Below are 27,000 nucleotides of genomic sequence, written 5' to 3'. Positions count from 1 at the left end.
TATGTCAGAACAGTATTTTGATCCAAAGTTAAAGATTTTTGCTTTGAATTCAAATAAACCATTGGCAGAAAAGATTGCTGAGGCCGTTGGTGTTAAATTAGGTAAGACATCAGTTGATCGCTTTAGTGATGGCGAAATTCGCATTAACATTGAGGAGAGTATTCGTGGTGACCAAGTGTACATCATTCAATCAACTTCTGCTCCTGTTAATGATAACCTAATGGAATTGTTGATTATGATTGATGCGTTACGGCGAGCTAGTGCTAAGACGATCAACGTGGTCATCCCTTATTATGGGTATGCCCGGCAAGACCGGAAAGCTCGTTCACGGGAACCAATTACCGCTAAGTTAGTTGCTAACATGCTTGAAACAGCCGGTGCAACACGGATTTTGGCGCTTGATTTGCATGCCGCTCAAATTCAAGGTTTCTTCGACATCCCATTGGATCATTTAATGGGCGCGCCACTGTTAGCTGACTACTTCATCACCCATCATTTAGCTGAAAATGCGGTCGTCGTTTCACCAGATCATGGTGGGGTCACACGTGCCCGTAAGTTAGCTGAATTCTTAAAGGCACCAATTGCCATCATCGACAAGCGTCGGCCACGGGCCAATGTTGCGGAAGTCATGAATATTATCGGGGATGTGAAGGGCAAACGTGCCATCATGATCGATGATATGATTGATACTGCCGGGACCATTACCTTGGGCGCACAAGCCTTGATGGATGCTGGGGCAACGGATGTTTATGCAAGCTGTACTCATCCAGTTTTATCTGGTCCAGCCATTGAACGAATCGAAAAGTCACCAATCAAGCAATTGATCGTGACAGATTCCATCGAATTACCAGCTGAAAAGCAAATCGATAAGATCGTGCAAGTTTCAGTTGGGCAATTAATGGGTCAAGCCATTAAGTTCATCCATGAAAACAAACCAGTTAGTCCATTATTCAAGAATCGTTTCCACAACGAAGAAAACTAGACTAACACTAGATTGCCGTCAAGTTGGGTTCAACCAACTTGGCGACTTTTTTTGTTAAACGGGATTTCTGCAACTCGAGGCACTTTTAGGTACAATGAATTAGGAAGTCAAAGAAGGTGGGACACATGAATTGGTTTTATTGGGGTAGTATCGCTTTGGCCATCGCTGTGACACTGCAATGGACGGATCGGCGGCGTTGGTTAACTGGGCATTTTATGATACTGGCCGGAATTGGGCTAGCGTTATCAACTTATCGGCAAGTGAGTGAACAGGCTAGCCCATTATGGCAATTTATCATTGTGGGATTGAAAGTTGTGGCGTATGGGTTGATGCCATTAATTGTGCTCATCGTCGCTATCAGCTTCGTCCGTTATAGCTATCGTTTGATTCATAAGGAAGGCTGGCATCTACACTACAGTTTGTTGGCAATCGTTGGCCTCTTAATGATTGGAATGTTGGGTTTGTCGGCAGCTAATGCCATTTATTGGCAACGACGCTGGTTATGGCAATTGTTAGGGTTAGCTATTTTGTTGACCGCATATTTTGCGTTTAGCTTTTTGGCGTACTTAGTTGCTTGCGTTACGACGCGCTGGGGTCGGCGGGTACCGTTGACGGACATCATCGTGCTTGGTGCGGGTTTAATGCCAGATGGCCGGCCTACTCGAACTTTGAGTTATCGGCTCAAGGCAGCGGCGGCGCTGTATCGAAAGCAGCGCGCTAAAGACCATCATGAAATTACAATTGTGGTTTCTGGGGGTCAAGGGGCCGATGAAGTGATGCCTGAAAGCACGTCGATGCGGCAGTATTTGGTCGCGTTGGGTATCCCACGTGACGTCATTCAGGAAGAAAATCGCTCGACATCGACGATTGAAAATTTAAAATTTTCGCATGGCTTAATCGTGAAACGGCATGTCTTTTATCACGCAGCGATGGTTACGAGTGACTATCATGTGTTACGTGCGAATATTTTTGCACGGCAATTAGGCTTGCCGATTTATGGCACGGGTGCGCGAACGCCGTGGTACTATTTACCATTTGCGATGTTTCGGGAGTATTTGGCGTTGATTTTGCTCTTTCGTTGGTCCAATTTGGCAGTGGTCGTCGGTTTGAGTCTGATTTATGTTGCCAAGTTAGTTAACCTAATTTAAATAAACTGATGGCCCTCGGTTAAATAAGTCGCTTGATGGTGGTTAATGGTATAATGGATGCAGTTTTAAAAGGAGGGATTTGCCGTGAAGCGAGCACAACGTATACCTCTCAGGATGATAGTGGTGATGTTATTCAGTTTGATTACCTTATCGGGTTGTGCGAAATTCACTGGCGGTTCAGTTGGGAGTAGTTCTGCTTCAACGACAGCCACCAGTAGCACTGCGGCGGTTTTGACTAAAGCCGATCAACAAATTTCGCATCAAAAAATCACTGCCGCCATTGAAACATTAGCGACAGTCAAAAATCCGGATGCAAGCGTGACAAACTTAGCAACGGGTTTGGATCATTATCAGAAAGCAGCAGATGCTTTAGCTAAAAATGAATTAAGTTTAGCCAAGCCTTATTTTAATACGCTCGAAAATTATCACGAGACGAACGATGCCAGTTTCCTCAAGGTCCGTTCGACGCTCCAACATCAGTATCAGCAAGTCAAATTGGCAAATAACTACTATAATGCGGCGCGCGATGAATTAAGCGTGCACGAGTTAGCAGCGGCCAAGACTAATATTGATAAGTTAGATCAAATTGATCCGGTGCATCCAGTGATTAAAGCCTTGCAGAAAAAGACGTTGGCAATGAAGCAAGCAATCATGAACTATGAAGCGTCGCAGTCGACGAGTTCGGGTAGTGATAGCTCAACCGTTGTCAGTTCGTCTAGCAGTGCTTCAGTGGCCACGAGTTCAACGAGCAGTAGTAGTGCTTCGTCGTCAGCGAGTGAAAGTAGTTCTAGTGGGACGGCGACGAGTTCGGCAAATAGCTCAACGAGTAGCAGTAGCGCTCAAACGACACAGGATGTTCTCGATGGATTCCAAGCAGCCGCTGGCGTGACCTTTACGAAGACTGATCAGTTTAATATCGTGAAGCAGACCACTGATTATTATCAGATCGATGTTTTGCATAACAGTGATCCGGCCGAAACCGATACAAATTTGACGGATGTTTACCGTTATTATCCGGTGAGTGGTCAGGTGACTAGGCAAGATAGCGTGACTGGTGTGTTTAAATAGCGTACCGTGCAACAATTGAAATTAGATTAAAAACGCGCGCCAATGAACTCGATAAAATGAGTCATTGGCGCGCGTTTTAGTGACTAAAATTGGCTTTTTCCGCCTCCGGTTGCCACTGATTGCATGTGGTCGTGGGACCGGGTCAAGCCTGAAAAGCGTCTTGACCCTCGCCCGGAACAGTTGCCAAACTCGCAATTGTCCCGGACCGTCCGTGGGGTAAGGCCGGCAATAAACCGCCGCCCCAACGCCACCAACACGTCCGATGCAATCAGCGGCAATCTCCGGCTATACAGTTGTCTTGGACGACCAAAGCACCTGTTGATGAAGTCTAATAAAGCGTCGAAACTGTCGTGAAGTTACTAACACCGGTGCTGGTTATGCCCTGAATGGCTTCATGTTGCTCAGCGTTCCCGTTAGTTAGAATCGGTGTGCTATGGGTTCAGTGCAAGCCTCAAGTACGGTCCTGCACGCTAATCCTGATTGGTTTAGCTAAATTTGAACAACTGACTAATTAATGAAAACAGTTGACTAGCTATCGGCAACAACCGGAAGCGGCAATTTTCAACTTACAATTTTAAATAAGCAAAATTATGGCACCCGTCGATTTTAGCAACGGGTGCCATAATTGATGTTTCAGTAATTGTTGAGCTTGTTTAGGCTAAGGCCCAAGTGTTGATGGCGTGAGCGACGCCATCTTCAATGTTGGTCTTAGTTTCATATTTAGCACGTGCTTTAACTTCCGGAATCGCATTGCCCATCGCAACACTGTTAGTGGCGTAGTCAATCATGCTAAGATCGTTGCCTTGATCACCAATCGCCATGACTTCGTCGGGAGTTAAGTTGAGACGTTCCGCGAGAACTTTTAACGTCCGACCTTTGCTGGCTTGTTTGTTCATTAATTCTAAGAAATAGGGTTCCGACTGGACGATGTAATAACGATCATGAAATTCAGCGGGCACTTTTTTGATGGCCGGGCCGAGTACGTCAGGTGTATCAATGAACATACATTTAACGATTGGCAAGTCGGCGGGCATTGCGTTAGGGCTGCGGTAGCGAATCGGCATTTGAACCAAAGCACTTTCACCGACTGTGTAAGGACTGATGTCGGCATTGGCGGTATAGATGTGGTCTTCACTTTCAACATGGCAATGCACACCGAGCTTGCGACTCAAGGCTTCGATATCGATATAGTCGTCATGCGTGATGGTGAGGGTCGTGATGATGCGGCCTTCAACAGTTTGCGCCATCGCGCCGTTAAAGGTAATCACGTATTCATCGTCCCCGGTCAGGCCGAGTTGTTTGATGAATGGGTTGACGCCGTTGAGTGGTCGACCAGTACATAAGACGACTTTGATGCCTTGCGCCTGTGCGGCATGGACAGCTGCAATCGTAGCTGGATTAAGTTCGCTGTGTTCGTTGAGCAACGTGCCATCCATATCAATGGCAATGAGTTTGACTGACATTAGAATTCCTCCAAATAATTAGCTAATTAAACGATCATTTTGAATGTGTTGTTGAAATGCTTGATAAATTGGGTCGAACAAATCGACTTCAGCGGTACGGCTGAGCATTTCTTTCGGGAAGAAGAAGCGGCGATCACCGGAAACTTTCCCGGTAATGGCGCGGACCAGATCGCTGACCGTGGATAATTCGACGAGTGAGCCATCTTCTTGCATGAGTTCAATTTGAGTCCGCGGCTTTTTCATTTTTGGATCATAAGCATCGTAAGGCAAATCGTAGCTATCGTTAATATCCGTATAGTAGTGACTGTTAAAGCCGGCCCGTTCAATTAATTTTTGCAAACTTGGGACTAAGGCCTTGGTTTGTTCATCGATACGCGCGGACTTTAGTGGTCGCCGGTCCAAGAAACGGGTCGCGAGGTCGGCTAGGACTTGATCCTTACTATCGCGCCAATGATTAAAGTACGTATTTAGCACACCGTCATCTAAACGTAGGTAGTCTTGCAACGTAAAGTCATTATTGAAAAATGGTAACAGCATGTGCGGCGTGGCCTCAGCATCCACATCTTGGCTTTGGTAGAGGTCGTTTGCGCGTTCCAATAAGTGATCCAAGATAACTTCCATGGAACGTGAAACTGGATGGAAATAAACTTGCATGTACATTTGAAAGCGGCTAACAATGTAGTCTTCAACGGCATGCATGCCTTCCATGGCGAACGTGATGCCGCCTTGATACGGTTTCATCACCCGCAAGATTCGGGTCAAGTCGAAATTACCATAATTGGTCCCCGTGAAATAAGAATCACGCAGCAAGTAATCCATGCGATCCGCGTCAATTTGACTGGAGATCATCTGCACTACTTGGGGATTTGGATAAGTCTTCTGAATGACAGCGGCTACTTCACCGGGAAATTCTGGCGAAACGCGGCGTAAAACTTGGTTGACTTCCGTTTCTGGTGACGTCAGAATCTGAACAGTGATGGCTTCATGATCGGTATGGAAAATGTGCTCAAATGTGTGTGAATAGGGGCCATGGCCAATATCGTGTAATAGTGCCGCACACAAAGCGACGATGCGTTCATGATCATCCCAACCGCCGTCACCCGGTGTCTTGGTGGGATAATTGCGCTCAAAATTATCACAAATGCGCCGGGTCACTTCATAGACACCTAAACAATGGCCGAAGCGAGAATGTTCAGCGCCATGGAAAGTCAGTGAAGTGGTGCCTAATTGTTTGATACGACGTAAACGTTGAAATTCAGACGTATTGATTAAATCCAAAATGATTTGATGTTGAATATAGACATAGTCATGGACGGGGTCGCGAAAGACCTTTTCCATGGGCAAAAGTTGGTTACGGTATGACAAATGAATTCCTCCGTTCAATCAGTTAATGATTTAGCCGTGCTTGGCGTCGCTGCATTTGACGATAGGCGTGCGCCAAGTGGGCTTGAAATTCGGGTTCTTCGATTAATTTAGGCAGTTGCTGCTGATCAACGTCGCCATGTTGTGCTAAGACGGTATTGAACCGTTCAATGGCTGCGTTGACGGTAATGACCTTGCCCAGTTTCTCGGCGACTGTCGTCATGACGGTCGGATCAACTTGTGGGAAACGGTCGTCAATTTGACCGGCTAAACTGGCCGTATAAAATTGGCGGATGAGCTGACTGCGCTGTGTTTGATTGCCATTAATACTAATGTATAGCATGATGACTAGCGCCGTTTCAGTTCGGCGTTGTGACATACCGGCGATTTTTTGACCGCCAATACTCAAATCGTAATCACCAGGGCAGTAGGACTGACTGATTTCACCAGTGTCAATTTTTAAGCTAGGCCAAGCTGCGCGGACATAATCGGTCATGAGTTGGTAAGCTTCGGTAATTGAGTAGTCGCTACGGTGTGCGGGTAAAAATAAGGAAACGTTCAGCACCCCTAAGTCGGCCACAACCGCCAGACCGCCCGAGTTTCGCAGTAAGGTCTGATAACCGGCCTGTTTTAGGGTCGCTAAACCGCGATCGAGTTGTGGCAAACGTTGGTCGAGTAGGCCCAGGATCACGGTTTGAGGTAGCTGCCAGTAGTGCACGATGGGTTGCTGGCGTTCGCTAGTCAGCCACAACAACGCGTTCATGTAGGCAAAGCTATCGAGCATTTCTTCAGGTTGGTAATGTTGGGTTAAGGTTGCAATCGTTGCTTGCGTCAAATCTTGATCACCTCATAATATCGGTTTCAATCATTAATTATACCCGAAATCCCTTACAGTCACAGCTTAATTGCCGGTTTAGGTGGATTTTTAGGCATTTTTGATGAGATGGCTTATAATTAATACCGAGATAACACAGGTCAGGTTAGTGTTCTATTTCCGCCTTCCGGTCAGCGTGTATTAGGGCTGGAACGTGGTGCGCCGTTTTCGAGCCAAAATGCGGTCTCGAAAGCCGGCGGTTGACTAAGCCGCTGGAAAATCACCACCAGCTAAGTCAAATTTCACCACTGAGCCCTAAAACACGCTGACCTCACGGCTAAATTTGTGACGGATAAAAAAATGATATTCTTGTTTTAGTTATCATTTTTTATGAGGATGGCAGTGTTGGTACTTGTCAGACAGCTGTTTCAGTTCGGTGATTGTGGCTAAGTTTGCTGTTATTAACTTGGTTCGAATTAAATGACTGATATTTTGATTGAGAATTCATAACATTAGAAAGTTAATTATTGGGCTGAGTGAAATTCTGAAGTAATGATGCGTCGAATTGAACAACTATTTTAGCCGAGAGGGTGCCAGCTTTTAGGGCTCAGTGGTAAAATTTTGCTTAGTTGGTGGGTGGGTCTTGCCCAGCAACTTAGTAAAAGACCGGCTTTCGAGACCGAACTATGGCTCGAAAACGTGTCCACCACGTTCCAGCCCTAAAAGCTGGCACCCGGCAGGCGGCAAACTTGAACGCTTGACTTGTGTTAATGATGGATTAATTAGGAGGACTCAAAATTATGGATGATTTAACAACGGGCGTGCCAGTTGCCATTCATTTGGAAACCCAAGCGACCCAAGATGGCGACACCGCTAACTATGCGTTAGACGTGGATGGTCAATTAGTGCAAATGGGCGATGCCTTTTATTTACGATATAAAGAAGTGAGCGATGCCGCGACCGACCCAATTCCCGTGACTATCAAGCTGGCTGCCAACGGCGACGTCGTGTTGACCCGTAGCGCGGAGAATCGGCTGCGTCTACATTTTTCAAATGGCAAACGGATTCAAGCGCGCTATCAGACCCCCATGGGCGTTTTACCCGTTGAGACCGTAACGCCATTGTTACAAGTCCGACTACGGGAACGGCCTTTCTCCGGGGCCGTCAATATTGATTATGAATTATATGCTGGTGATCAACTAATTGGTCAATACAAGTTGCGATTGCAATTCACGGCTTAATTTGGTAAGATGTACTGTAAACTGTGGAAAGGACGTGCACCAGTTTGGAACTAAAACAATTTGATGGACAGAAAAAGTCCGAATTATCTTTAATCGAGGTTGCCCACGCAATCTTGGCGCAACACGGTGATGCCATGGGTTTTGCCGACATTACCAACGCTGTACAGACTTATTTAGGTAAAAGCGACGAAGAAATTCGGGAGCGTTTATCACAATTTTATACCGATTTAAATATCGATGGTAGTTTCATTTCGCTCGGTGACAATATGTGGGGCCTGCGTGCATGGTACCCATTCGAATCCATTGACGAAGCTGTGATTCATACCGATGATGAAGAGGATGAAGATCGGCCTAAGCGTAAAAAGCGGAAGAAGGTTAATGCCTTCTTAGCTGACGCCGGCGATGACGATGATGTTATTGATTACGATGATGATGATCCTGAAGACGACGATAATTATGAAGATGACGACGACAGCAGTGCCGACGATGATGACGATTCAGAAAGCAGTAGCAAGTATGATGAATTATCAGGTGTTGATGACACAGATGATGACGCCGCCGATGAAACGTTACCAGATGGCATCGAAGGTCAATTGTCAGAATTAAATGATGATGACGATGACGACTACGATGATGACGACGAAGACGATAACAAGTAAGACGCATTTGTGATTTAACTTGACGAATGTCAAATGGACTTGTATTATCTTTATTGGGCTCTCTGGTAGTTTTACTAGAGACAAACGAACGAAATCAAGCTCCCTATTCACTGAATAGGGAGTTTTCTTTATTTAGGGCTTCCCCACGAAATAAATCTTTAAGGAGTTATCACATGACCAAATATATTTTTGTAACTGGTGGCGTTGTGTCGTCGATTGGTAAAGGAATTGTCGCAGCATCATTAGGGAGATTACTGAAAAACCGTGGCCTCAAAGTCACTATTCAAAAGTTTGATCCATATATCAACGTTGATCCTGGTACGATGAGTCCTTACCAACATGGTGAAGTGTTTGTCACCGATGATGGGACCGAAACTGACTTGGACCTGGGACATTATGAACGGTTCATCGATATCAATTTGAATAAATATTCAAACGTCACGACCGGTAAGATTTATTCTGAAGTTCTGCAAAAAGAACGGCGGGGCGATTATTTAGGTGCGACAGTCCAAGTGATTCCGCATATTACGAATGCGATCAAGGAAAAAATCATGCGGGCCGGAACGACGACGGACTCTGACATTGTGATCACTGAAATCGGTGGGACGGTCGGCGATATCGAATCCTTACCATTCATCGAAGCATTGCGGCAAATGAAGAGCGACTTAGGTTCCGACAACGTTTTCTACATTCACACGACTTTAATTCCTTATTTAAAAGCCGCTGGCGAAATGAAGACGAAACCAACGCAACATTCTGTTAAGGAACTCCGGAGCTATGGGATTCAACCGAACATGTTAGTTGTTCGGACTGAAAAACCAATTACCCGGGAAATGCGGAATAAGATCGCGTCATTCTGTGACGTTGAACCCGAAGCCGTTATCGAATCCTTAGACGTTAAGACGATTTATTCAATTCCATTGAACGTGAAGAAGCAAAATATGGATTCAATCGTCTTGAACCACTTTGGTATCAAGGCACCAGAAGCTGATATGAGCGAGTGGGAAGAACTTGAACATCACGTGCAACATTTATCACGGACAATCAAGATTGCCTTGGTTGGGAAGTATGTGGCGTTACAAGATGCCTATATCTCTGTGACCGAAGCGTTGAAGCATGCCGGCTATACGGATGATGCTGAGATCGAATTGAACAAGATTTCCGCTGAAGATGTGACTGAAGACAACGTGCAAGACTTATTGGGCGATGCCGATGGTATCTTGGTTCCTGGTGGTTTCGGTGACCGTGGGATCGAAGGTAAGATCACGGCGATCAAATATGCGCGTGAAAACGATGTGCCATTCTTAGGAATCTGTTTAGGGATGCAAATGGCTAGTGTTGAATTTGCCCGCGACGTCTTGAATTTGAAAGATGCTAACTCGGCTGAAATTGATCCTAATACGCCAGATAACATTATTGATTTGATGGCTGATCAAGAAGATGTTGAAGATATGGGTGGCACGCAACGTTTAGGCGCTTACCCTTGCAAGTTGAAGCAAGGGACGGTTGCCGCTGCGGCTTATGGCAATGAAGAAGTTGTCATGGAACGTCATCGTCATCGTTATGAATTCAACAACAAGTACCGTGAAGCCATGAAGGCCAAGGGGTTAGTGTTCTCAGGAACTTCGCCTGACAACCGCTTAGTTGAAATTATTGAATTACCAACGAAACGGTTCTTCGTTGGTTGCCAATATCATCCAGAATTCTTGTCACGGCCAAATCGTCCAGAAGGCTTGTTTAAGGCTTTCATCGACGCTGCCAATGCGACTGGTAAAGCTAAATAAACTTAATTAGTAATTTAAAGTGCTCAAGTGAAATTTACTTGGGTGCTTTTTTTACCTCGTCATAATGTTAAAAAGTTGCAGTTTCTTAATGAAAGCGATTAAATTAGATAAGTTCTCGATTTTCTGGTTCGAAAAGATTACAGTTTCCTGATATTGGTTGTTTTTTCGCATGACATTCTTTATTATGGTTAATGATTGTATTGTACAGTGTGACACTTATTTAGCGAGGAAAGTTATGTTATGAAAAAAATGATTATCCATGGCGGAAAAAGACTTTCTGGGGAGTTAACGATCGGTGGCGCAAAAAATAGTACCGTCGCACTGATTCCTGCTGCGATTCTTGCAGACACGCCGGTCCGATTTGATACGGTTCCTCATATCTTAGACGTTCACAATTTAAAAATTATCCTGGAATCGATGAATGTTCATTCCACTTTTGAAAACGATGTATTAACGATTGATCCAACCCAAATTATTGAATCCGAATTACCAAGTCACGCAATTAAAAGCCTGCGTGCATCTTATTACTTTATGGGCGCGCTACTCGGCCGTTTTAACCGAGCAACGGTGACCTTTCCCGGTGGGGACAACATTGGTCCACGCCCAATCGATCAACATATTAAAGGCTTCAAAGCCTTAGGTGCTAATGTTGTCGAAAAAAACGACTCTGTTTTTATTTCAACTGGTACGGAAGGTCTTCACGGTGCCCGCATCTTTTTGGATGTGGTTTCAGTTGGCGCCACCATTAATATTATTTTGGCAGCCGTCAAAGCACACGGGACGACGACCATTGAGAATGCAGCGAAAGAACCCGAAATTATTGATTTAGCAACCTTTTTGAACAATATGGGTGCCAAAGTTCGTGGCGCTGGGACGGATGTCATCCGGATCGAAGGCGTCTCGTCACTACGCTCACGAGCGACGCATACCATTATTCCTGATCGAATCGAGACAGGCACTTATTTGTCATTGGCGGCGGCGATTGGCGATGGCGTCTTATTAAAGAATGTCATTCCAGAACATATGGAGTCTTTCACAGCTAAGATGATTGAAATGGGTGTCGACTTACAAATTAATGAAGATAGTATTTATGTGCCACGCGTTGGTGAATTAAGTCCAGTCCGGGTCAAAACGATGACTTATCCTGGCTTTGCCACCGACTTACAGCAGCCGATTACGCCGTTATTATTACGGGCGAATGGCAACAGCGTGGTGATTGACACCATTTATCCACAACGAACGCAACACATTGCCCAGTTACGCAAGATGGGTGCGGATATTCATGTGCAAGACAACTTAATCGTGGTCGGTCATTCGGCACATTTACAAGGCGCACATGTCGAGGCCGGAGAAATCCGTTCTGGGGCGGCGTTAATGATTGCCGGTTTAGCGGCTAGTGGCACGACTGAAATTTCACGCGCCGACAATATCCTACGTGGGTACGACCGTGTGATTGATAAGTTACACACGTTAGGCGCAGATGTCGAGATTGCTGCAGATGAACAAGAAAGAGTGTGAGCTGGCACGGGTTGCTGGTGAGCATTATCGTGGTTAAGTCATTACTCGGTGATTTTCCGAGTGGTGGCTTAACCGGGATAAGCGGAGCCCGCAGTGCCAGCGAGCACATTTCAAAAGAGTGTGAGGCAAGCCGGGTTGAGAGTGAGCATAGCCTAGCTGTCGGTATAATGCGGTTTTAGCATTGTGCCGATGGCGTAGCTAAGTGGAGGACGCAGCTGGTGCGAACACGTTTCGACCATCAAATTAAGGACGAAACTCGACCAACTAATCCCATTCTCTAGGAAGTACTCTATCCAAATCCCCAAATAGTAATTCAAAACAACAAAAAGATCATAATTCAAGCTGAGTGCTTGAATGCTTGCCAATCACAAGCTGAGAAAGAGCAGTGATAATGGAAAAAATTTTAACAATGCATGACCTTGAGCAAAAAACACTCAAGGAAATCTATACCTATGCCCGTGATTACAAAATTCAATATTATTCACAAATGAATAAAAAAGAACTCTCGCTGGCAGTTTTACGGGAACAAGACAAAAAGCGTGGCTTTGTCCAAATGGAGGGCGTCCTCGAAATAATTGGACAAGAAGGCTACGGCTTTTTGCGTCCAATTAACTATGGCCCTTCACAAGAAGATATTTATATTTCACAGTCACAGATTCATCGTTTTGGCTTACGAAACGGGGATTATGTGGCTGGTCAAGCACGACCACCAAAGCCAAATGAACGTTATTATGGTCTGATGCGCGTGGGCACAGTCAATGGTAAAGATCCGAATGAGGCGCGACAACGACCGCATTTTCCGGCGTTAACGCCACTTTATCCTCATCGCCAAATCAAACTGTCAACGACGCAACAAACATTATCTACCCGCTTGATCGATACTTTTGTCCCAATTGGCTTTGGCCAACGTGGCTTGATTGTCGCGCCACCTAAAGCGGGGAAGACGACCTTACTCAAGAATATTGCGAATGGCATTATGACGAATTATCCAGATGCCAAGTTAATTATGTTATTAATCGATGAACGGCCCGAAGAAGTCACTGATCTGGAAAGGTCAATCAAGGGTGAAGTTGTTAGTTCAACGTTTGACCAGCAACCTCAAAATCATGTGCGTGTCGCTGAATTAGTTTTGGAACGTGCGCGCCGCTTAGTTGAAGATAAGCAAGATGTTATTATTTTGTTGGACTCGATTACGCGTTTAACACGGGCTTACAATTTAACGATGCCATCGAGTGGTCGGACGTTATCTGGTGGTTTAGATCCAACGGCCTTTTATAAGCCTAAGCGATTCTTCGGGTCTGCCCGTAACATTGAAGAGGGCGGGAGTCTGACAATTTTAGGGACCGCCTTAGTTGATACGGGTAGCCGGATGGATGACATGATCTATGAAGAATTTAAGGGGACTGGGAATTCTGAATTACAATTGTCCCGTGAATTAGCGGAACGGCGTGTCTTCCCAGCCTTAGATTTGAAACAATCCAGTACACGTAAAGAAGAATTACTTCTCAGTAAGGCCGCGTTGGAGCCAGTATGGCAAATTCGCCGATCGATGGGTGGCAATTCACTGGAATATACGGAACAGTTATTACAATTTTTAAAGCATTCCAAGACTAACCAAGCTTTCTTACACGACTTAGGTAGTTTGAAAATTGGCGGCGGTTCGACCGCACGTCGTAAACCGCGCCGATAAGATTGGTGAAAGTTGCCGCCTCTAGTTAGTAGTTAGTTTGTGCTTTTTTTAGTAGCTGGTGCTTGAACTGGAAACTATGACGTTAGCATGTTCCCAGTTCAGTGATTTTTATTGAGAATTATTGATTGTAATTCTCAGTCGTTGATGACGAACTAAGTATTTTCTACTAAGCAATGGTTGTAGATCATGGCTCATTGGTTGTCTAAAACTATTTCAAAAATAGACATTTAACTAGCGTAGGGTGGGCTGGATGACGCTCAGTGGTGAAATTTTTCTTAGTTGGGTGATTTTCCCGACTTAGAAAAAGGCCGGCTTACGAGACCGCCTTTTGGCTCGTAACCGTGCCCACCACGTTCCAGCGTCAGTCCAGCCCACCCGGAGCGGCAAGTAACGCTAACTTAGCTTGATAGTCGAAATGTGTGTGGTGCCGCGCACTCTTGACGAGAACCCCTAGTTCATGCTAAGATACAAAGGTTGATTTAAAACAAATGATAATCTCTGTTTCAGCAAATGATTCAGGGCAAAGGAGCGTAATATTATGCAAAAAGGAATCCATCCAGATTACCACCAAGTTGTTTTCCAAGATTCAACAACTGGTTTCAAGTTCATCTCTGGTTCAACAGCTACTTCAGCAGAAACTGTTGAATGGGAAGACGGTAACACTTACCCATTAATCCGGGTCGAAGTTACTTCAGACTCACATCCATTCTACACTGGTAAACAAAAGTTCACCAAAGCCGATGGTGCGGTCGATCGTTTCAACAAGAAATACGGTCTCAAATAAGCAGTCAATTAATTGGGCGTTCCAGCTTCGGCTGGCGCGTCTTTTTTTGTGTGCAAGGCAAGATGATAGTTGTTGAACCACTATATATGGTACCGTACGTACGGTGGTGTGCGAGGTCGGCAAGCGGAACAAGCAATTCTCTCTTACTCGATTGGTGTAACGTCGTCATGATCAATATGCATAAGATGAAAATAATCATTGATGTAGAGATATATATGGTATATAATTAGCAACGAATGGGAGTGTAAATTTTGCTTGGAGGACAGTAAAATGAAAGCGCTTAAAACTAAAACAGTTTCTGTTTGTTTGTTAAGTATTCTTACCTTTGGCGTAATTGGTGCCAACACAGCATATGCCTCAAATGATAATTGGGGGTTCCGTTTTGGTATTCAATCGAACCAAGCTAACTCAAGGAGTGGTCGCCGGTATCGAGAGACTACTAATGTAAACAATAAGTGGAAAGTGAATATGCAAAGATCTGGGGAAGGGGCTCGCACAGTAACCACTTACTGGCTTGAAAATGCAAAAGGAACTAATGTTTCACCATCCTTACATGTTAAACAAGGGAGTGGCTCGTATTACTCCACTGCATATTCAGATGCATCAAAAAAGTATGTCTACTTAACTGCACAGAATAACAATTATAATGGTAGCCACTACACGGTTTCAGGCTATTGGGATGAAGAAACAAATTAATCGTACTGTAATGACGAACTGTTGATCGTAACTGACACTCACATTCAAATAGCGAGGCTGATTCGATGAAGTATTTTAGAACTCGTTTAGCAATCGATCGACGTTATTGGTTAATGACGGTACTGCTTGTCATTATCACTATCGTCGATTTGCTACTTATTGGTAAACAAAGATTTTCTTTTTCAGGCCAATTCTTAACGTTTTTAGCGGGGAGTTCCCTAGGGCACTATCCGCAAATGGCTTTACTTTGGCTATTGCCAGCGTATTTGATGATTGGTCCTAGTAGATGGTATTTGCAGGATGTTAAGGCTGGTCAGGTTAGTTTGCTCGTAACGCGCATGAAGAGACGTCAATATTTGGGCCGATTGTTATGGATGGCCTTTTGTAGTACCTTTATTAGTATTTTACTGGCACTATTGTTAAATTATGCTCTTGCATTAGTTGTTTTTCGTCATGGTAGTGGTAGTGGCAATCGGATGAGTGATTTTCAAGGTGGCGTCGAACCATTTCTACATTGGCAATTACTACACCCAACGATAACGAATTTGATGACAATCTTGATTGCCGCGGTGCTTATTGGTCTTTTTGCCACTGCCATTATGGCGGTGAGCTTTATTTTTAAGAAGACTAGCTATGTATTTGCGCTCAGTATGGTAGCATGGTTTATTCCAATTTCAACGAACTATTCGATAATGGGTGTGCTCCAACCATTCCAAGAAACGGCTTTGAGGACACAAGTACTGATTCTTGCTATCTATATACTGATTTTACTCGGTATTACATGGATGGGATATCGGAGCGAGGTGAAGCGTGATGAACTTTGACTGGCGCGACAAACGGGCTTTTCCTTGTTCGTTAGCTTTCCTGTTCTTCATCAGCATGTGGTTGATAAAAGAGCTTCAATATATGCTGAATTCGGGTACGCTAGATAGCTATTTAATAATCACTAATAAAAACGCGTTTAATTATTTTGACAATTTAATGTTGTCGAGTATGTATATGCCACTGTACTTGTTGTTTGAATACATGTTATGGCATGAAAATTCCCAAGCGATTATTCGTTTTAGGTCACGAATCCGTTATCTATTTTCACAAACTATAAAGTTATTGATCAGTACAGTATTTTTCTGGGGAATCTTTTTTTTAATTGGCATACTACCATTAGCTTACTTGCGGGGAATGGGAACGGAAACTTTCTTACTGCTATTTATCAGTCAAACAGGTGCGTATTGTCTGATTAGTTTGGAAGTTGGTCTCATTATGTTTTGGCTATTTCAATTGTTACCTAAGTTTCATCTGGTAATCACGTTATCGCTAGCTGTGGGAGTAATCTTTTATTCTGGCTTGCCAATTCAGCCAATGACGCTCTTTCAAAAAATTGATTTACTTAAAAGATTTTATTTTATGCATGACCTAAACGGATTTTCCGTACCAACTTTAATAATATTGGTGACGGTACCGCTGATTACGTTGTGTGCCCGGGTTATTTGGATTCAACATGAGGAGTTCTGGCAATGATGAGACGAATTCGGCAGGTAGCCTTGCTATTAATCGGATTAACACCGGTCATTTTTTATGCGCAGATTTTTGAAGGGCTTAATCACCAAACGGTTTACTTTTATACCGATGGCCTTCCAATAGCAGCTAATCCTTATCTAGTTCGTCTCTGGTTCTATCCAATTATTGCGTTGATGGCCGTTGAGTTTAACTTTGTTCATCGGCGACTACATGGGTCATTTCTTCAGAATGTTGTTCGGTATCAAACGCGGGAGCAAGTTTTTGGTTATCTGTACGCGACCAAGATGATGCGACAGATGGGTGCCCTCATGGGGGGGTTAATTGTCTATTTGCTTGCCCGAGTTACTTTTGGTTACGCTGTATGGCTGCCTAATTTGGCGCGGTTGACTTTATCGCTAGTGACGTTTTTATTATTGTTTTCACTTCAGTTTGTTGGGGAATTGTTTTTTGAACCGTTAATGGTCTATATCGGACTCAACGTATATGTTTTTGTTAGTATTTCGTTGCCGGGCGTGAATGCACAAAGTATCGCCGGTTTTGCCCGTTTTCCCAATGCACTGATGGCAATTCGGATTCAAAACTTGGGACTGTATTATATTATTTTACTCAGCTTGTGCGCGCTGATCATCTTAATTGGAAGGCGCAGATTCAGTAAAATGGATTTGTTATAGGTGAATGTGATGATTGAATTAACCGATGTGACTAAGTCGTTGAACGGACACTATGTCCTGGATCATATTAGTCAGAGCTTTATGGATGGTCAAGTTTATGGCCTGCGGGGGAAGAATGGTGCGGGTAAAACAATGCTTTTACGAGCAATCGCTGGATTAATCAATATTGATTCTGGTCAAATTGTGATTGATGGCAGGAAATTGCACGATGGCATGGATTTTCCACCAAGTCTTGGAATTCTTATTGAAAATAATAATTTGATGCCTGAGTACACCGCCCGCAAAAATCTGCAACTACTAGCTAAAATTAAAAAGGTTGCGAGCGATGCTGATATCGACGCGACAATCACCCGAGTAGGACTAGATCCAAATGATAAACGGACCGTCAAACAATTTTCACTTGGCATGCGTCAAAGATTGGCAATTGCGCAGGCAATTTTCGAGCGGCCTGAGTTAATTTTACTAGATGAACCGACTAATGCCATTGATAGTGATGGGGTCCAACAGGTTCGTACGATCTTACTTGAAGAGAAAAAGCGTGGTGCGACAATCATTATTGCAAGCCATACTGCTGAAGATCTTGTCGTGTTAACAGACGAAATCTATAACATGGCCGAGGGACGAATTTATGAGCAAACGGACGCAGCAAAGTAAGTACTTATTTATTGGGGTCTTCTCCCTATTGTGTGGTATTTTAATTGCCGTGTTTGTTTATCGGTATCGAGTTGATCACAGTGACACTTTGTTACGTGCAACGTCGACGAATACAGCGCGGTCATTTCAATACCATGCGCAGAAGGTCATGCCACCAGATGAGGCGGGTAAGAACTTTCACCCGGGATATTATGATGTTGCAGTTACTAGTGGGACAGTGTATGTCAGCGGATTTATGGGAGCTGGGCAAAGGTTTCAAAATATGCTGTATGCTCGTGGCAACCACCTCAACTTCACCGGAGCTGGCATGATTCGACTAACGCCTGCTAAGTTTAAACCATTGCAGTTTCATTCAGGGCGCGCCGTGCTCATTAATACTTTTGGTAATTATCGGGTGGGTCAGGATATTCCTACTGGCAAATACCGCATTACTTGGTCGACCCAAGCAAAAAGCAAAGCCAATTTACTAGTGAGTATTCTACGGAATGATCAGGTCAAACGTTCAATAAATTTAAAAGAACGTGCGGCTGGAGAATGCCAACTGACTAAGGGTGAGTCGTTGATCATTGATCCGCCGGTTACGATGGCCGTTGGACCGCTGCGACTAATTATCACTAAGGTGTAATTTTAGGCGTTGACTTGGATAGGCAAAAATGTAGCATAATTGACTATTATGAAGTGTAAAAATAGGGGAATATCCTTGCTTTTGTATAGGAGCAACGAAAAAACACGCCAGCTGACGTGTTTTTTTAGGTCGGTTCAATTTTAGTAACGGAGTAGCGCGAGGGCAGCTGTTTCGACAGGCATCCGCTCGGCTGGAATAATACGAATCTGGCCCTGTTTGCTCATCACAACGTCGACAAGATCATCAATCAAGTTATCCGGTAAAGCAATGCCAGTCGCTTGGAGCCCATCGGCAGTCATCGTGCCACTTACTTGCGCATCGGCGGCAATGATTAAAGTCTCAATGCGGCCATGTAACGCAGGCGTAATCATATCAAATGGATCATCGAGTGTGAGCTGGCGTGATTTGGCCGTATCGTAACGTTCAAGTAAAATATCCGCTAATTGTGTGTGCCACTTGGTCTGCACAGGTTCGGTTGCCGTTTGAATTTCGGCGGTAGTTAAGCCATTCGATGACCGGTCGACCATCAAATGCTGTGACAGATAAGGATTCTTGCTGAGTTTACGATACATCGCTTGGTTAACTGGTAGCCCCATTAGAATTAGTGGGCGTTGTGTCGCTTGTGAACACTCGCGAACATATTGATCGACTTGCAAGTAATAGTTACGTTGGTCAACTGCGCGTTCTTCCGCCTTAGCGTTGTGGCCGTGATAGTTCAAGCCATGCGCAGGACTTGAGTTAAAGTTTAAGTCACCGCCACGTTTCTCTTCCCCTAAAGTCTGGGTCATCGTGGCCGGCGCGTCTTCTGGCAAAATGACTTCAACAAAGTCGCCTTGACGTTGATGATAGAGCGCCATTGTCGTTTCGCTGATGGCAAGTAAGTCGAAATCAAATTGATGTTGTCGATCAGCTAAAATTGGCCGAATTGGCGGCATACTATTGACGATGACGTGGTTTTTAGTTGGAATTTGTAAGTCAAAAATTCGGAGCGTCTCCGCGTTCACAATTAAGCCAGTTTGTGGGCCGGTATGTTGCAGCCAGAAACTATTATCGTCAGTCAGGTCGCTCAATTGGGCTTTAAACGGGCCAAAGTCAGTTTTAGGAAAGTGTTGGGCCAACTGGGTCTGGGCTTCGGTCACGAGTTGCTTGAGTTGTAAGCGGCGGTGAGATAAGTCATTTAAAACAGCTTCAGTATTTAGATAGATGGCGATGAATGGTCCAGCATCGCGCTGTTGCATGAGTTGATTGAGATCATTTTTTACCATAATATCCATAGGTCCAACCTACTTTCTTTAGTTAGTATTAACAGGATAACAGGTTTTATTGTGATTATGCAAGTGTTATGCTTATCATAAGATATTAATAATTTACTAAAAAACTCAAGTCCGGTACTTTCTTATTGACGATAATTAAGGTATATTTACCGTATACTGCGATTGTTTGAGTGGTTAAGTTTATGGGGGAGATGGGAAAATGCAGCCGAAGCAACATCCGGTTTTAAAATGGTTAGGCCGCGTCGTCTTTGTCCTCTTGATTGCGTTGTCATTGGCATTGATTTTCAATGAACAAATCAAGAGTTGGTTGGTCAGCTCATATTCGCCAACCGTGACGACCAAGTCCGTTGCTAAAAATAAAAAGAAAGCTGGCAACTTTGATTTTACGAAGGTGAAGTCGCTGGACTTTCAAACGGTTGCTAAAGCGCGATTAAATAAAAGCGCCATTAATGTGATCGGGTCAATTTCAATCCCGTCGGTCGAACTGTATCTGCCGATTGGCAAGGGGGTCAGCAACGAAACGTTGGCCTTGGCTGCCGGGACGATGAAAGCTGATCAAACGATGGGAACGGGGAATTACGCCTTAGCTGGTCATCACATGATCAAACACGGTGCCCTTTTTAGTCCACTGTATTATAAGAGTCAGGTCGGTCAGATGATCTATTTGTCAGATGCTAAAAATATTTATGCCTACCGGACGAGTGAACGCACTTTTATCCAGGCGACAGATGTGCAAGTCATCGACGATGTACCGGGTCAAAAACTCGTTACCCTGATTACTTGTGACAAGACTGGGGCTGGGCGGTTAATGATTCGCGGCAAGTACGTCCAACAATGGTCATTCGACCAAGCCCCGCAAGCAGTTCAGAAGTCGTTTACGAGTCACTTTAATAACAAATATTAAATTTTGACGACTTACTGTGGTTCACTGAGGTTTCACGTTACAATAGAAGCGTACTAGAATATTTGAGGAGGTCCCACTTGATGGTTGGATTAATAATTATTGCGGTGATTTTAATCGTGATCGCAGCCTATGTGATTATCTATAACGGGCTGGTCAAGTCACGGATGTACACGCAAGAAGCTTGGAGCCAGATCGACGTTCAGTTGAAACGGCGAAATGATTTGATTCCTAACTTAGTTAGCACGGTCAAAGGGTACGCCAAGCATGAAAAGAGTACCTTGGAACAAGTTGTGTCACTACGTAACCAAATGACTCAGGTCCCAACTGGTGATCATCAACAAGCGATGGCCATTTCGGATCAATTAACGAATTCATTAAAGAGCATTTTTGCGTTAGCAGAAGCTTATCCAGATTTAAAAGCTAACCAAGAGTTCAGCAAATTAATGGAAGAATTGACCAACACGGAAAACAAGATTGCTTATTCACGGCAACTCTTCAATTCCAGTGCGGCCAGTTACAATATGAAATTACAACAATTTCCATCTAATTTGGTTGCCGGTATTCATCACTTTGAAAAGGTGGAATTCTTGGCAGTACCAGAAGCAGAAAAAGCAGCACCTAAAGTCTCATTCGATGATTAGAGGTTATGCCCATGTTATTTGAGCAAATTGCCCGCAACAAGCGGCACACGGTATACGTGATGGCCGCTTTTGTCGTGTTAGTGGCTGTTATTGGCGCGGCAGTCGGGTATGTCTTTTTTAATAGTAGTGTCGCGGGATTAGTAATGGCCGTCGTGATTGCGTTAGTCTACACCGGAATCATGGTCGGTCAATCCACAGATGTCGTGATGAATATGAACCATGCACGTGAACTGCATTCGGCCGACGATGATCCAGAGCTGTGGCATATTGTGGAAGATATGGCCTTAGTGGCTAAAGTTCCCATGCCACGGGTCTTCATTATTGAGGATGAAAGCCCCAATGCATTTGCGACGGGCAACAATCCTGAACATGCCGCAGTGGCGGTCACGACTGGGATTCAAGCACGGTTGAATCGTGAAGAAATGGAAGGCGTTATCGGTCACGAAATGACGCACGTGCGTAACTATGATATTCGGTTACAGACGATTTCGTTAGCGTTAACGGCCGCAATCAGTCTGCTCGTCAACTGGGGATTGAACTCCTTTTGGTGGGGTGGCGGTCGACGGCGCGATAATGACCGCGAAGGCAATGGTAGCATTCAACTTGTTTTGATGCTCTTGTCAGTGATTGTGATCATCTTGGCGCCACTGGCAGCGAGTTTGGCTCAGATGGCCTTGTCCCGGAACCGCGAATATTTGGCGGATGCGGGTGGGGTTGAATTAACCCGGAATCCTAAAGGCCTGATCGATGCTTTGACTAAGATTGATGACAGTCAACCGATGCAAAAGGCTGATCCTAGTAGTGCGGCCTTATATATTTCGGATCCTTTTAAGGCCAAGAAATCATGGACACATCTGTTTGACACACATCCACCAATGGCTGATCGGATCGCCCGTTTGGAAAAAATGTGACAAAAGTCAGCTATTTGTAAGTGTTCGGCTTATAATATAAATAAATAGGTTTTTGAAAGAGTGAGTCCGTTGCAACGCAGATATATTTACGCCAATTTAGAAAAACTTGATAATTTAGTCTTTGCTTATGGCATCGACCAGAGTGACTTTGTGCACGGCGTGAAACGCTTGCCAGATAACCTTGTCTCACTAGTTGGTATTGATGACGACGTCCATGCGGTCAATGCGCATACTGGCTTGAACGTTATTAATGACGAAAATGAGATTCGGCGTTATTTGTTGCAGAGTCACGATTTGCCGGTCAAATGGCTAGACTACGATGAAGTCGGCGATTTAGACTTTCTGACTGCGACTGAAATTGCTGAGTTACTCTATCTAGGTCATATGGATCGGCCGATTCGGTCACCTTTCAACTACAAACTACGAAATCATTATGTTTTCTTGGAACAACGTAATGGTGGAATTAAACTTTATTTCTATTATATTTCGGCTTTTAGTCATGTGCTGAGTGCGTCAATCGTGCGGCATACATTGGCCGCTTATCGTGGCCGCCGAATGTTTATGCGGTCGTTAAGCGTGCCGAAAGTGCCCGAAACGATTCTCAAACAATTGGTGCGGTTAATGCCAGATGGCTTGTTCATTTATTTTGATCAATCAATGGTGCGTCAACGTCAATTGTTAGTGCCTGTTCACACAGAACTGGAAAACGACGATATTGAAGTCTTTGACCCTGCCCGGACAAGTGAGACCCATCGGACACATAATGTGGCTACTTTACGCTTTAATCTGGTTTCCGGCGAGTGGGGACTACAAATTCATGACAAATTAGCTTTTGAAGACCATCTTTAAAAAAGTATGCGACACAATCAGCGTTCCATGATCAGACCCAGTTCGTTGGGTCACTGACCATGGAACTTTTTTTAGCAAAATGAGATGCTTTTTGGCGAAAAAAGCGTAATTGATAGATGTCAGGGACGAGTTGTTCGTCAGGGGAAAACACGGATCAAGTTTAGTCAAATAAACCTATTTGAACGGTTCATAGTGTCTAGGGACCCAAAGTGGTATAATTTCAAATGCGAGTAGCTAAAATTAATTCAGCTATACGAGAAGTAGATGACACATTAGTCAGTAATTTGGTGACCGTAAGCGGATCACCACGAATGGAGCGTTTAATTCATATGAAGATGCAAGTTACCGAAATTGCAAAAGCGGTTCAAGCCGATAATGCTGAACAAGCTTGGCCCGACGTTAATGTGACTGGGGTGGCTTTTGACAGTCGGCATTTGACCGCTGGCGAGTTATTTATTCCCTTAATCGGTGAAAATGACGGCCACAAATTTGTTCAAAATGCGATCGATAATGGCGCCGTTGCGACCTTATGGGCCAGCGACCATGCGGACAGTGCCCCCACTGCAATTCCAGTTATTTTAGTAGCGGACACGCTCAAGGCGTTACAACAATTAGGCCAATATTATTTACAAAAGATCAATCCCAAAGTCGTTGCAGTGACTGGTAGTAACGGTAAGACCACGACCAAGGATATGATTGCGAGTGTTCTAAGTACGCAGTTCAATGTGACCAAGACACACGCCAACTTTAACAATCAAATTGGCGTGCCAATTACGTTGTTAAGTATGGAACCCAATACCGAAGTCGTTGTGGTCGAAATGGGGATGGATCATTTCGGCGAACTCGACTTTTTGAGTCGTTTAGTCCAACCAGATGTCGCCGTGATCACGATGATTGGGGAAGCTCACATTGAGTTCTTCGGGACGCGTGATAAAATTGCGGATGCCAAAATGGAAATCATTCACGGCTTAAAAGAAGACGGCACCTTTATTTTCAATGGTGATGAACCACTGTTACAGGAACGCAGTGCGAGTGTTGCACAACGCAAACTGACTTTTGGTTTGAATGAGACTAATACCTTGGCTGGTAGCGCCGTCCAAACGAGTCGTGCTAGCACGAGTTTTAAAACGAACCTTTGGCCAGATGAAACTTATACGATTCCGATGATGGGCGCTTATAACGTTAACAATGCGTTGGCAGCGTTATTGGTTGGGAATACATTCCATGTTCGTCCAGCGGCAGCTCAAAAGGCCATTGCCAGTTTTATTCCAACCGAAAATCGGACAGAATGGTTGACTGGGGCCGATGGTGAAGCCATTTTGAGTGACGTCTATAATTCTAATCCGACCGCCGCCAAGCGCGTTTTAGCAGCTTTCTCGGCCGTCCCAACTAATGGCAAACGTATCGCAGTTTTGGGTGATATGTTAGAATTAGGTGAACAGGCGGATGACCTGCATGCTAGTTTGGCTAGTGAGCTTGATCCAAGTTTGATTCAAAGCGTTTATTTGAATGGCTCACACATGGTGGCCTTGGCACAAGCCTTAGCTGACAAGTATCCTGCGTCAGCAATTCATTACTATCCAACTGCGGGACAACCACAGTTGATTGCCGATTTAAAACAGGCGATTGGTGCAGATGATGAAGTCCTGTTAAAAGGCAGCCATGGCATCCATTTGGAAAATGTCTTAGCAGCCTTAGAGGTTTAACTAAATAAAGTTTTTAATGAATTTTCACTGATTGGTTCAATTGACCACTGGTGATTAACTGGGAAGTGGTGACGCTAACAATAATTAGTGAGCTCATTTGTGCCGGTTAATCAGCAGTGGTCTTTCTTGCTAATTTACAATAACCGGTGTATGATAATTCAGTTGTACTATTTGAAAGTCAGGCCGTTGGCTTACATGACAGCGTGTTACGGGGAACGGATTTTTTCCTAGCTATCAGTAATCCCATGGCGTCATCCTTAGGAGGAAACATATTTGAAGTTTACAGAACTAGGCTTATCCGATAGCCTACTTAAAGCAGTTACCCGAGCAGGCTATGAAGAAGCCACCCCTATCCAAGCAGAAACCATTCCAATGGTGCTTGATGGGAAAGACGTGATTGGTCAAGCTCAAACCGGTACCGGTAAAACCGCCGCGTTTGCATTGCCAATCCTACAACGTTTGGATTTTGATAATCCTAACATTCAAGCTCTAGTTATTTCACCAACGCGTGAATTAGCAATCCAAACGCAGGAAGAAATCTTCCGTTTGGGTAAAGACGAACGGGCGAAAGTCCAAGTTGTCTACGGCGGTTCTGACATCCGTCGTCAAATCAGAAACCTGAAGCAACACCCACAAGTGATTGTTGGGACGCCAGGTCGTTTATTGGACCATATTCGTCGCGGCACGGTCAAATTAGACCATGTTAAGATGTTGGTCTTAGATGAAGCCGATGAAATGTTAGACATGGGTTTCTTGGATGATATTGAATCAATTATCAAACAAGTCCCTTCAGAACGGCAAACGATGCTCTTCTCAGCAACGATGCCCCCTGAAATCAAACGTATCGGTGTTCAGTTCATGACTGAACCACACCATGTAAAAATTAAAGCAAAAGAATTGACCGCTGATACAGTTGATCAATATTACGTTAAAGCAAAAGAATTTGAAAAGTTCGATATCATGACCCGTTTATTCGATGTTCAGGCACCTGAATTGACGATCGTCTTTGGTCGGACTAAGCGCCGGGTTGACGAATTGTCAAAAGGCCTTGAAGCTCGTGGCTACAATGCCGCTGGGATTCATGGTGACTTGAGTCAACAACGTCGGACGCAAATTATGCGTCAATTCAAGGCTGGTAAATTGGATATTTTAGTTGCAACCGATGTGGCTGCCCGGGGACTTGATGTTTCTGGTGTGACCCATGTTTACAACTACGATATTCCACAGGATCCAGACAGTTATGTTCATCGTGTTGGCCGTACTGGCCGTGCCGGACATAAAGGGGTCTCATTGACCTTCGTTACGCCTAACGAAATGGAATACTTGCGGGTCATCGAAAAGTTGACCAAGAAGCGCATGTTACCATTGAAGCCACCAACAGATGCAGAAGCTTTTGCCGGCCAAATCGCCGCTGCCGAAGCTAATGTTGATTCATTGGTTGCTAAGACGAAGACTGAAAAGTATGCTGACCAAGCCGCTGAATTATTAGCTAAATATGATGCAACTGACTTAGTCGCTGCTTTACTGAATGACTTAACGAAGGACGACGCAACTGCCGTTCCAGTTAAGATCACCCCAGAACGGCCATTACCTCGCCATAAAGGCGGCGGCGGTGGCAATCGTCGTGGCGGTGGTTATCGTGGTGGTAACCGCAATCGTAACCGTAGTGGTAACGGTGGTAGCCGCGGTGGGAATGACCGTCGAGGCGGGTACTCTCACAATGGTCGGAGCCGCGATGATCATCGTAGCAGCGACCGTCGTAATGGCGGTAGCAACGATCGTAAGAGTGGTGGTTATGGTAGCCGCAGTCGTGAAGACAACCGCAGCAACAACCGTAACCATGATGAAGGCCGTAAGCAAAGTAGCAAGCGGAACTTCACCATCCGGACTAACGATTAAGCTAAACAATTGAAATAACAAACTAATCTGAGCCGTTGGGTTCAATTAGCCGAAAAGTCGAGCGTTTGCTCGGCTTTTTTTGTGCCGTGAAATGCTAAAATTAGGGTGAGCCGCAAAGGTTAGTTTGGATAGCAGGCCG

General features: G+C 44.5%; 25 protein-coding genes. 21 read left to right on the top strand and 4 right to left on the bottom strand.

Going from position 1 to position 27,000, the window contains the following annotated elements; genetic code table 11:
• Position 1 precedes the first annotated feature (1 nt).
• The 3 genes from FFM70_RS08635 to FFM70_RS08625 all read left to right on the top strand — a co-directional run bounded on the left by FFM70_RS08635 (position 2) and on the right by FFM70_RS08625 (position 3,198).
• Entirely contained in the window at positions 2-982 is a 981-nt protein-coding gene (locus FFM70_RS08635; protein WP_137607827.1) for a ribose-phosphate diphosphokinase, read from the top strand.
• Positions 983-1,107: 125 nt separating this feature from the next.
• A complete protein-coding gene (locus tag FFM70_RS08630) occupies positions 1,108-2,130 on the top strand; it encodes a YdcF family protein (RefSeq protein ID WP_137616448.1) in 1,023 nt (340 codons plus the stop codon).
• A 126-nt stretch (positions 2,131-2,256) separates the two neighbouring features.
• Positions 2,257-3,198, top strand: coding sequence for a hypothetical protein (locus FFM70_RS08625; protein WP_223877464.1), 942 nt, complete (start codon positions 2,257-2,259; stop codon positions 3,196-3,198).
• Between the two features lie 653 nt (positions 3,199-3,851).
• Here the strand turns inward: FFM70_RS08625 and yidA are convergent.
• The 3 genes from yidA to FFM70_RS08610 are packed head-to-tail and all read right to left on the bottom strand — an operon-like array spanning position 3,852 to position 6,858.
• The gene (gene yidA / locus FFM70_RS08620; protein ID WP_137616447.1) at positions 3,852-4,661 is read right to left on the bottom strand and encodes a sugar-phosphatase; all 810 of its coding nucleotides are present in this window, start codon (positions 4,659-4,661) and stop codon (positions 3,852-3,854) included.
• Positions 4,662-4,679: 18 nt separating this feature from the next.
• Positions 4,680-6,026: an HD domain-containing protein gene (locus FFM70_RS08615; protein WP_137616446.1), complete on the bottom strand. Its 1,347-nt coding sequence runs from the start codon at positions 6,024-6,026 to the stop codon at positions 4,680-4,682.
• Positions 6,027-6,048: 22 nt separating this feature from the next.
• Positions 6,049-6,858: a lipoate--protein ligase family protein gene (locus FFM70_RS08610; protein WP_223877463.1), complete on the bottom strand. Its 810-nt coding sequence runs from the start codon at positions 6,856-6,858 to the stop codon at positions 6,049-6,051.
• A gap of 779 nt (positions 6,859-7,637) precedes the next feature.
• Between FFM70_RS08610 and FFM70_RS08605 the strand changes: the two genes are divergently transcribed.
• From FFM70_RS08605 to FFM70_RS08550, 12 genes are all read left to right on the top strand, one after another.
• Positions 7,638-8,078 (top strand): YwiB family protein, encoded by a 441-nt coding sequence (locus FFM70_RS08605; protein ID WP_137616445.1) that lies wholly within the window; start codon positions 7,638-7,640, stop codon positions 8,076-8,078.
• A gap of 44 nt (positions 8,079-8,122) precedes the next feature.
• Positions 8,123-8,737, top strand: a complete 615-nt coding sequence (gene rpoE / locus FFM70_RS08600) for a DNA-directed RNA polymerase subunit delta (protein WP_137616444.1) — start codon at positions 8,123-8,125, stop codon at positions 8,735-8,737.
• Positions 8,738-8,910: 173 nt separating this feature from the next.
• A complete protein-coding gene (locus tag FFM70_RS08595) occupies positions 8,911-10,521 on the top strand; it encodes a CTP synthase (RefSeq protein ID WP_137616443.1) in 1,611 nt (536 codons plus the stop codon).
• 240 nt (positions 10,522-10,761) lie between these two features.
• Complete coding sequence (locus FFM70_RS08590) at positions 10,762-12,039, top strand: UDP-N-acetylglucosamine 1-carboxyvinyltransferase (RefSeq protein ID WP_137616442.1); 1,278 nt, start codon at positions 10,762-10,764, stop codon at positions 12,037-12,039.
• A gap of 391 nt (positions 12,040-12,430) precedes the next feature.
• The gene (rho, locus tag FFM70_RS08585; protein WP_137616441.1) at positions 12,431-13,729 is read left to right on the top strand and encodes a transcription termination factor Rho; all 1,299 of its coding nucleotides are present in this window, start codon (positions 12,431-12,433) and stop codon (positions 13,727-13,729) included.
• A 538-nt stretch (positions 13,730-14,267) separates the two neighbouring features.
• Entirely contained in the window at positions 14,268-14,513 is a 246-nt protein-coding gene (locus tag FFM70_RS08580) for a type B 50S ribosomal protein L31 (RefSeq protein WP_137616440.1), read from the top strand.
• 270 nt (positions 14,514-14,783) lie between these two features.
• Positions 14,784-15,209 carry a DUF2712 domain-containing protein gene (locus FFM70_RS08575; RefSeq protein ID WP_137616439.1) on the top strand — a complete coding sequence of 142 codons (426 nt, stop codon included), beginning with the start codon at positions 14,784-14,786 and terminating at the stop codon, positions 15,207-15,209.
• 65 nt (positions 15,210-15,274) lie between these two features.
• Complete coding sequence (locus tag FFM70_RS08570) at positions 15,275-16,033, top strand: hypothetical protein (RefSeq protein ID WP_137616438.1); 759 nt, start codon at positions 15,275-15,277, stop codon at positions 16,031-16,033.
• Positions 16,023-16,727: a hypothetical protein gene (locus FFM70_RS08565; RefSeq protein WP_137616437.1), complete on the top strand. Its 705-nt coding sequence runs from the start codon at positions 16,023-16,025 to the stop codon at positions 16,725-16,727. Before FFM70_RS08570 ends, FFM70_RS08565 begins: the two co-directional genes overlap by 11 nt.
• Positions 16,724-17,398 carry a DUF2705 family protein gene (locus tag FFM70_RS08560; RefSeq protein ID WP_137616436.1) on the top strand — a complete coding sequence of 225 codons (675 nt, stop codon included), beginning with the start codon at positions 16,724-16,726 and terminating at the stop codon, positions 17,396-17,398. Before FFM70_RS08565 ends, FFM70_RS08560 begins: the two co-directional genes overlap by 4 nt.
• Positions 17,399-17,407: 9 nt before the next feature.
• Complete coding sequence (locus tag FFM70_RS08555; RefSeq protein ID WP_137616531.1) at positions 17,408-18,052, top strand: ATP-binding cassette domain-containing protein; 645 nt, start codon at positions 17,408-17,410, stop codon at positions 18,050-18,052.
• A complete protein-coding gene (locus FFM70_RS08550) occupies positions 18,027-18,677 on the top strand; it encodes a hypothetical protein (protein ID WP_137616435.1) in 651 nt (216 codons plus the stop codon). The genes FFM70_RS08555 and FFM70_RS08550 overlap by 26 nt, the downstream gene beginning before the upstream one ends.
• A gap of 140 nt (positions 18,678-18,817) precedes the next feature.
• Here the strand turns inward: FFM70_RS08550 and FFM70_RS08545 are convergent, their stop codons facing one another.
• Positions 18,818-19,951 carry a baeRF6 domain-containing protein gene (locus tag FFM70_RS08545; protein ID WP_137616434.1) on the bottom strand — a complete coding sequence of 378 codons (1,134 nt, stop codon included), beginning with the start codon at positions 19,949-19,951 and terminating at the stop codon, positions 18,818-18,820.
• A gap of 199 nt (positions 19,952-20,150) precedes the next feature.
• Between FFM70_RS08545 and FFM70_RS08540 the strand changes: the two genes are divergently transcribed.
• From FFM70_RS08540 to cshA, 6 genes are all read left to right on the top strand, one after another.
• Complete coding sequence (locus FFM70_RS08540) at positions 20,151-20,855, top strand: class A sortase (protein ID WP_137616433.1); 705 nt, start codon at positions 20,151-20,153, stop codon at positions 20,853-20,855.
• Positions 20,856-20,935: 80 nt separating this feature from the next.
• On the top strand, positions 20,936-21,496 hold the full coding sequence (locus FFM70_RS08535; RefSeq protein WP_137616432.1) for a LemA family protein: 561 nt from the start codon (positions 20,936-20,938) through the stop codon (positions 21,494-21,496).
• Positions 21,497-21,507: 11 nt separating this feature from the next.
• Entirely contained in the window at positions 21,508-22,407 is a 900-nt protein-coding gene (gene htpX / locus FFM70_RS08530; protein WP_137616431.1) for a zinc metalloprotease HtpX, read from the top strand.
• A gap of 60 nt (positions 22,408-22,467) precedes the next feature.
• A complete protein-coding gene (locus FFM70_RS08525; RefSeq protein ID WP_171002337.1) occupies positions 22,468-23,256 on the top strand; it encodes a hypothetical protein in 789 nt (262 codons plus the stop codon).
• Positions 23,257-23,585: 329 nt separating this feature from the next.
• Positions 23,586-24,962: a UDP-N-acetylmuramoyl-tripeptide--D-alanyl-D-alanine ligase gene (locus tag FFM70_RS08520; protein ID WP_137616530.1), complete on the top strand. Its 1,377-nt coding sequence runs from the start codon at positions 23,586-23,588 to the stop codon at positions 24,960-24,962.
• A 273-nt stretch (positions 24,963-25,235) separates the two neighbouring features.
• Positions 25,236-26,861 carry a degradosome RNA helicase CshA gene (cshA, locus tag FFM70_RS08515; protein ID WP_137616429.1) on the top strand — a complete coding sequence of 542 codons (1,626 nt, stop codon included), beginning with the start codon at positions 25,236-25,238 and terminating at the stop codon, positions 26,859-26,861.
• Positions 26,862-27,000: the final 139 nt, after the last annotated feature.

The organism is Lactiplantibacillus nangangensis (assembly GCF_005405065.1).
Taxonomy (GTDB): domain Bacteria; phylum Bacillota; class Bacilli; order Lactobacillales; family Lactobacillaceae; genus Lactiplantibacillus; species Lactiplantibacillus nangangensis.
Note: the sequence above shows the minus strand (reverse complement) of the source record. Positions and strands in the feature narration are given on the sequence as shown.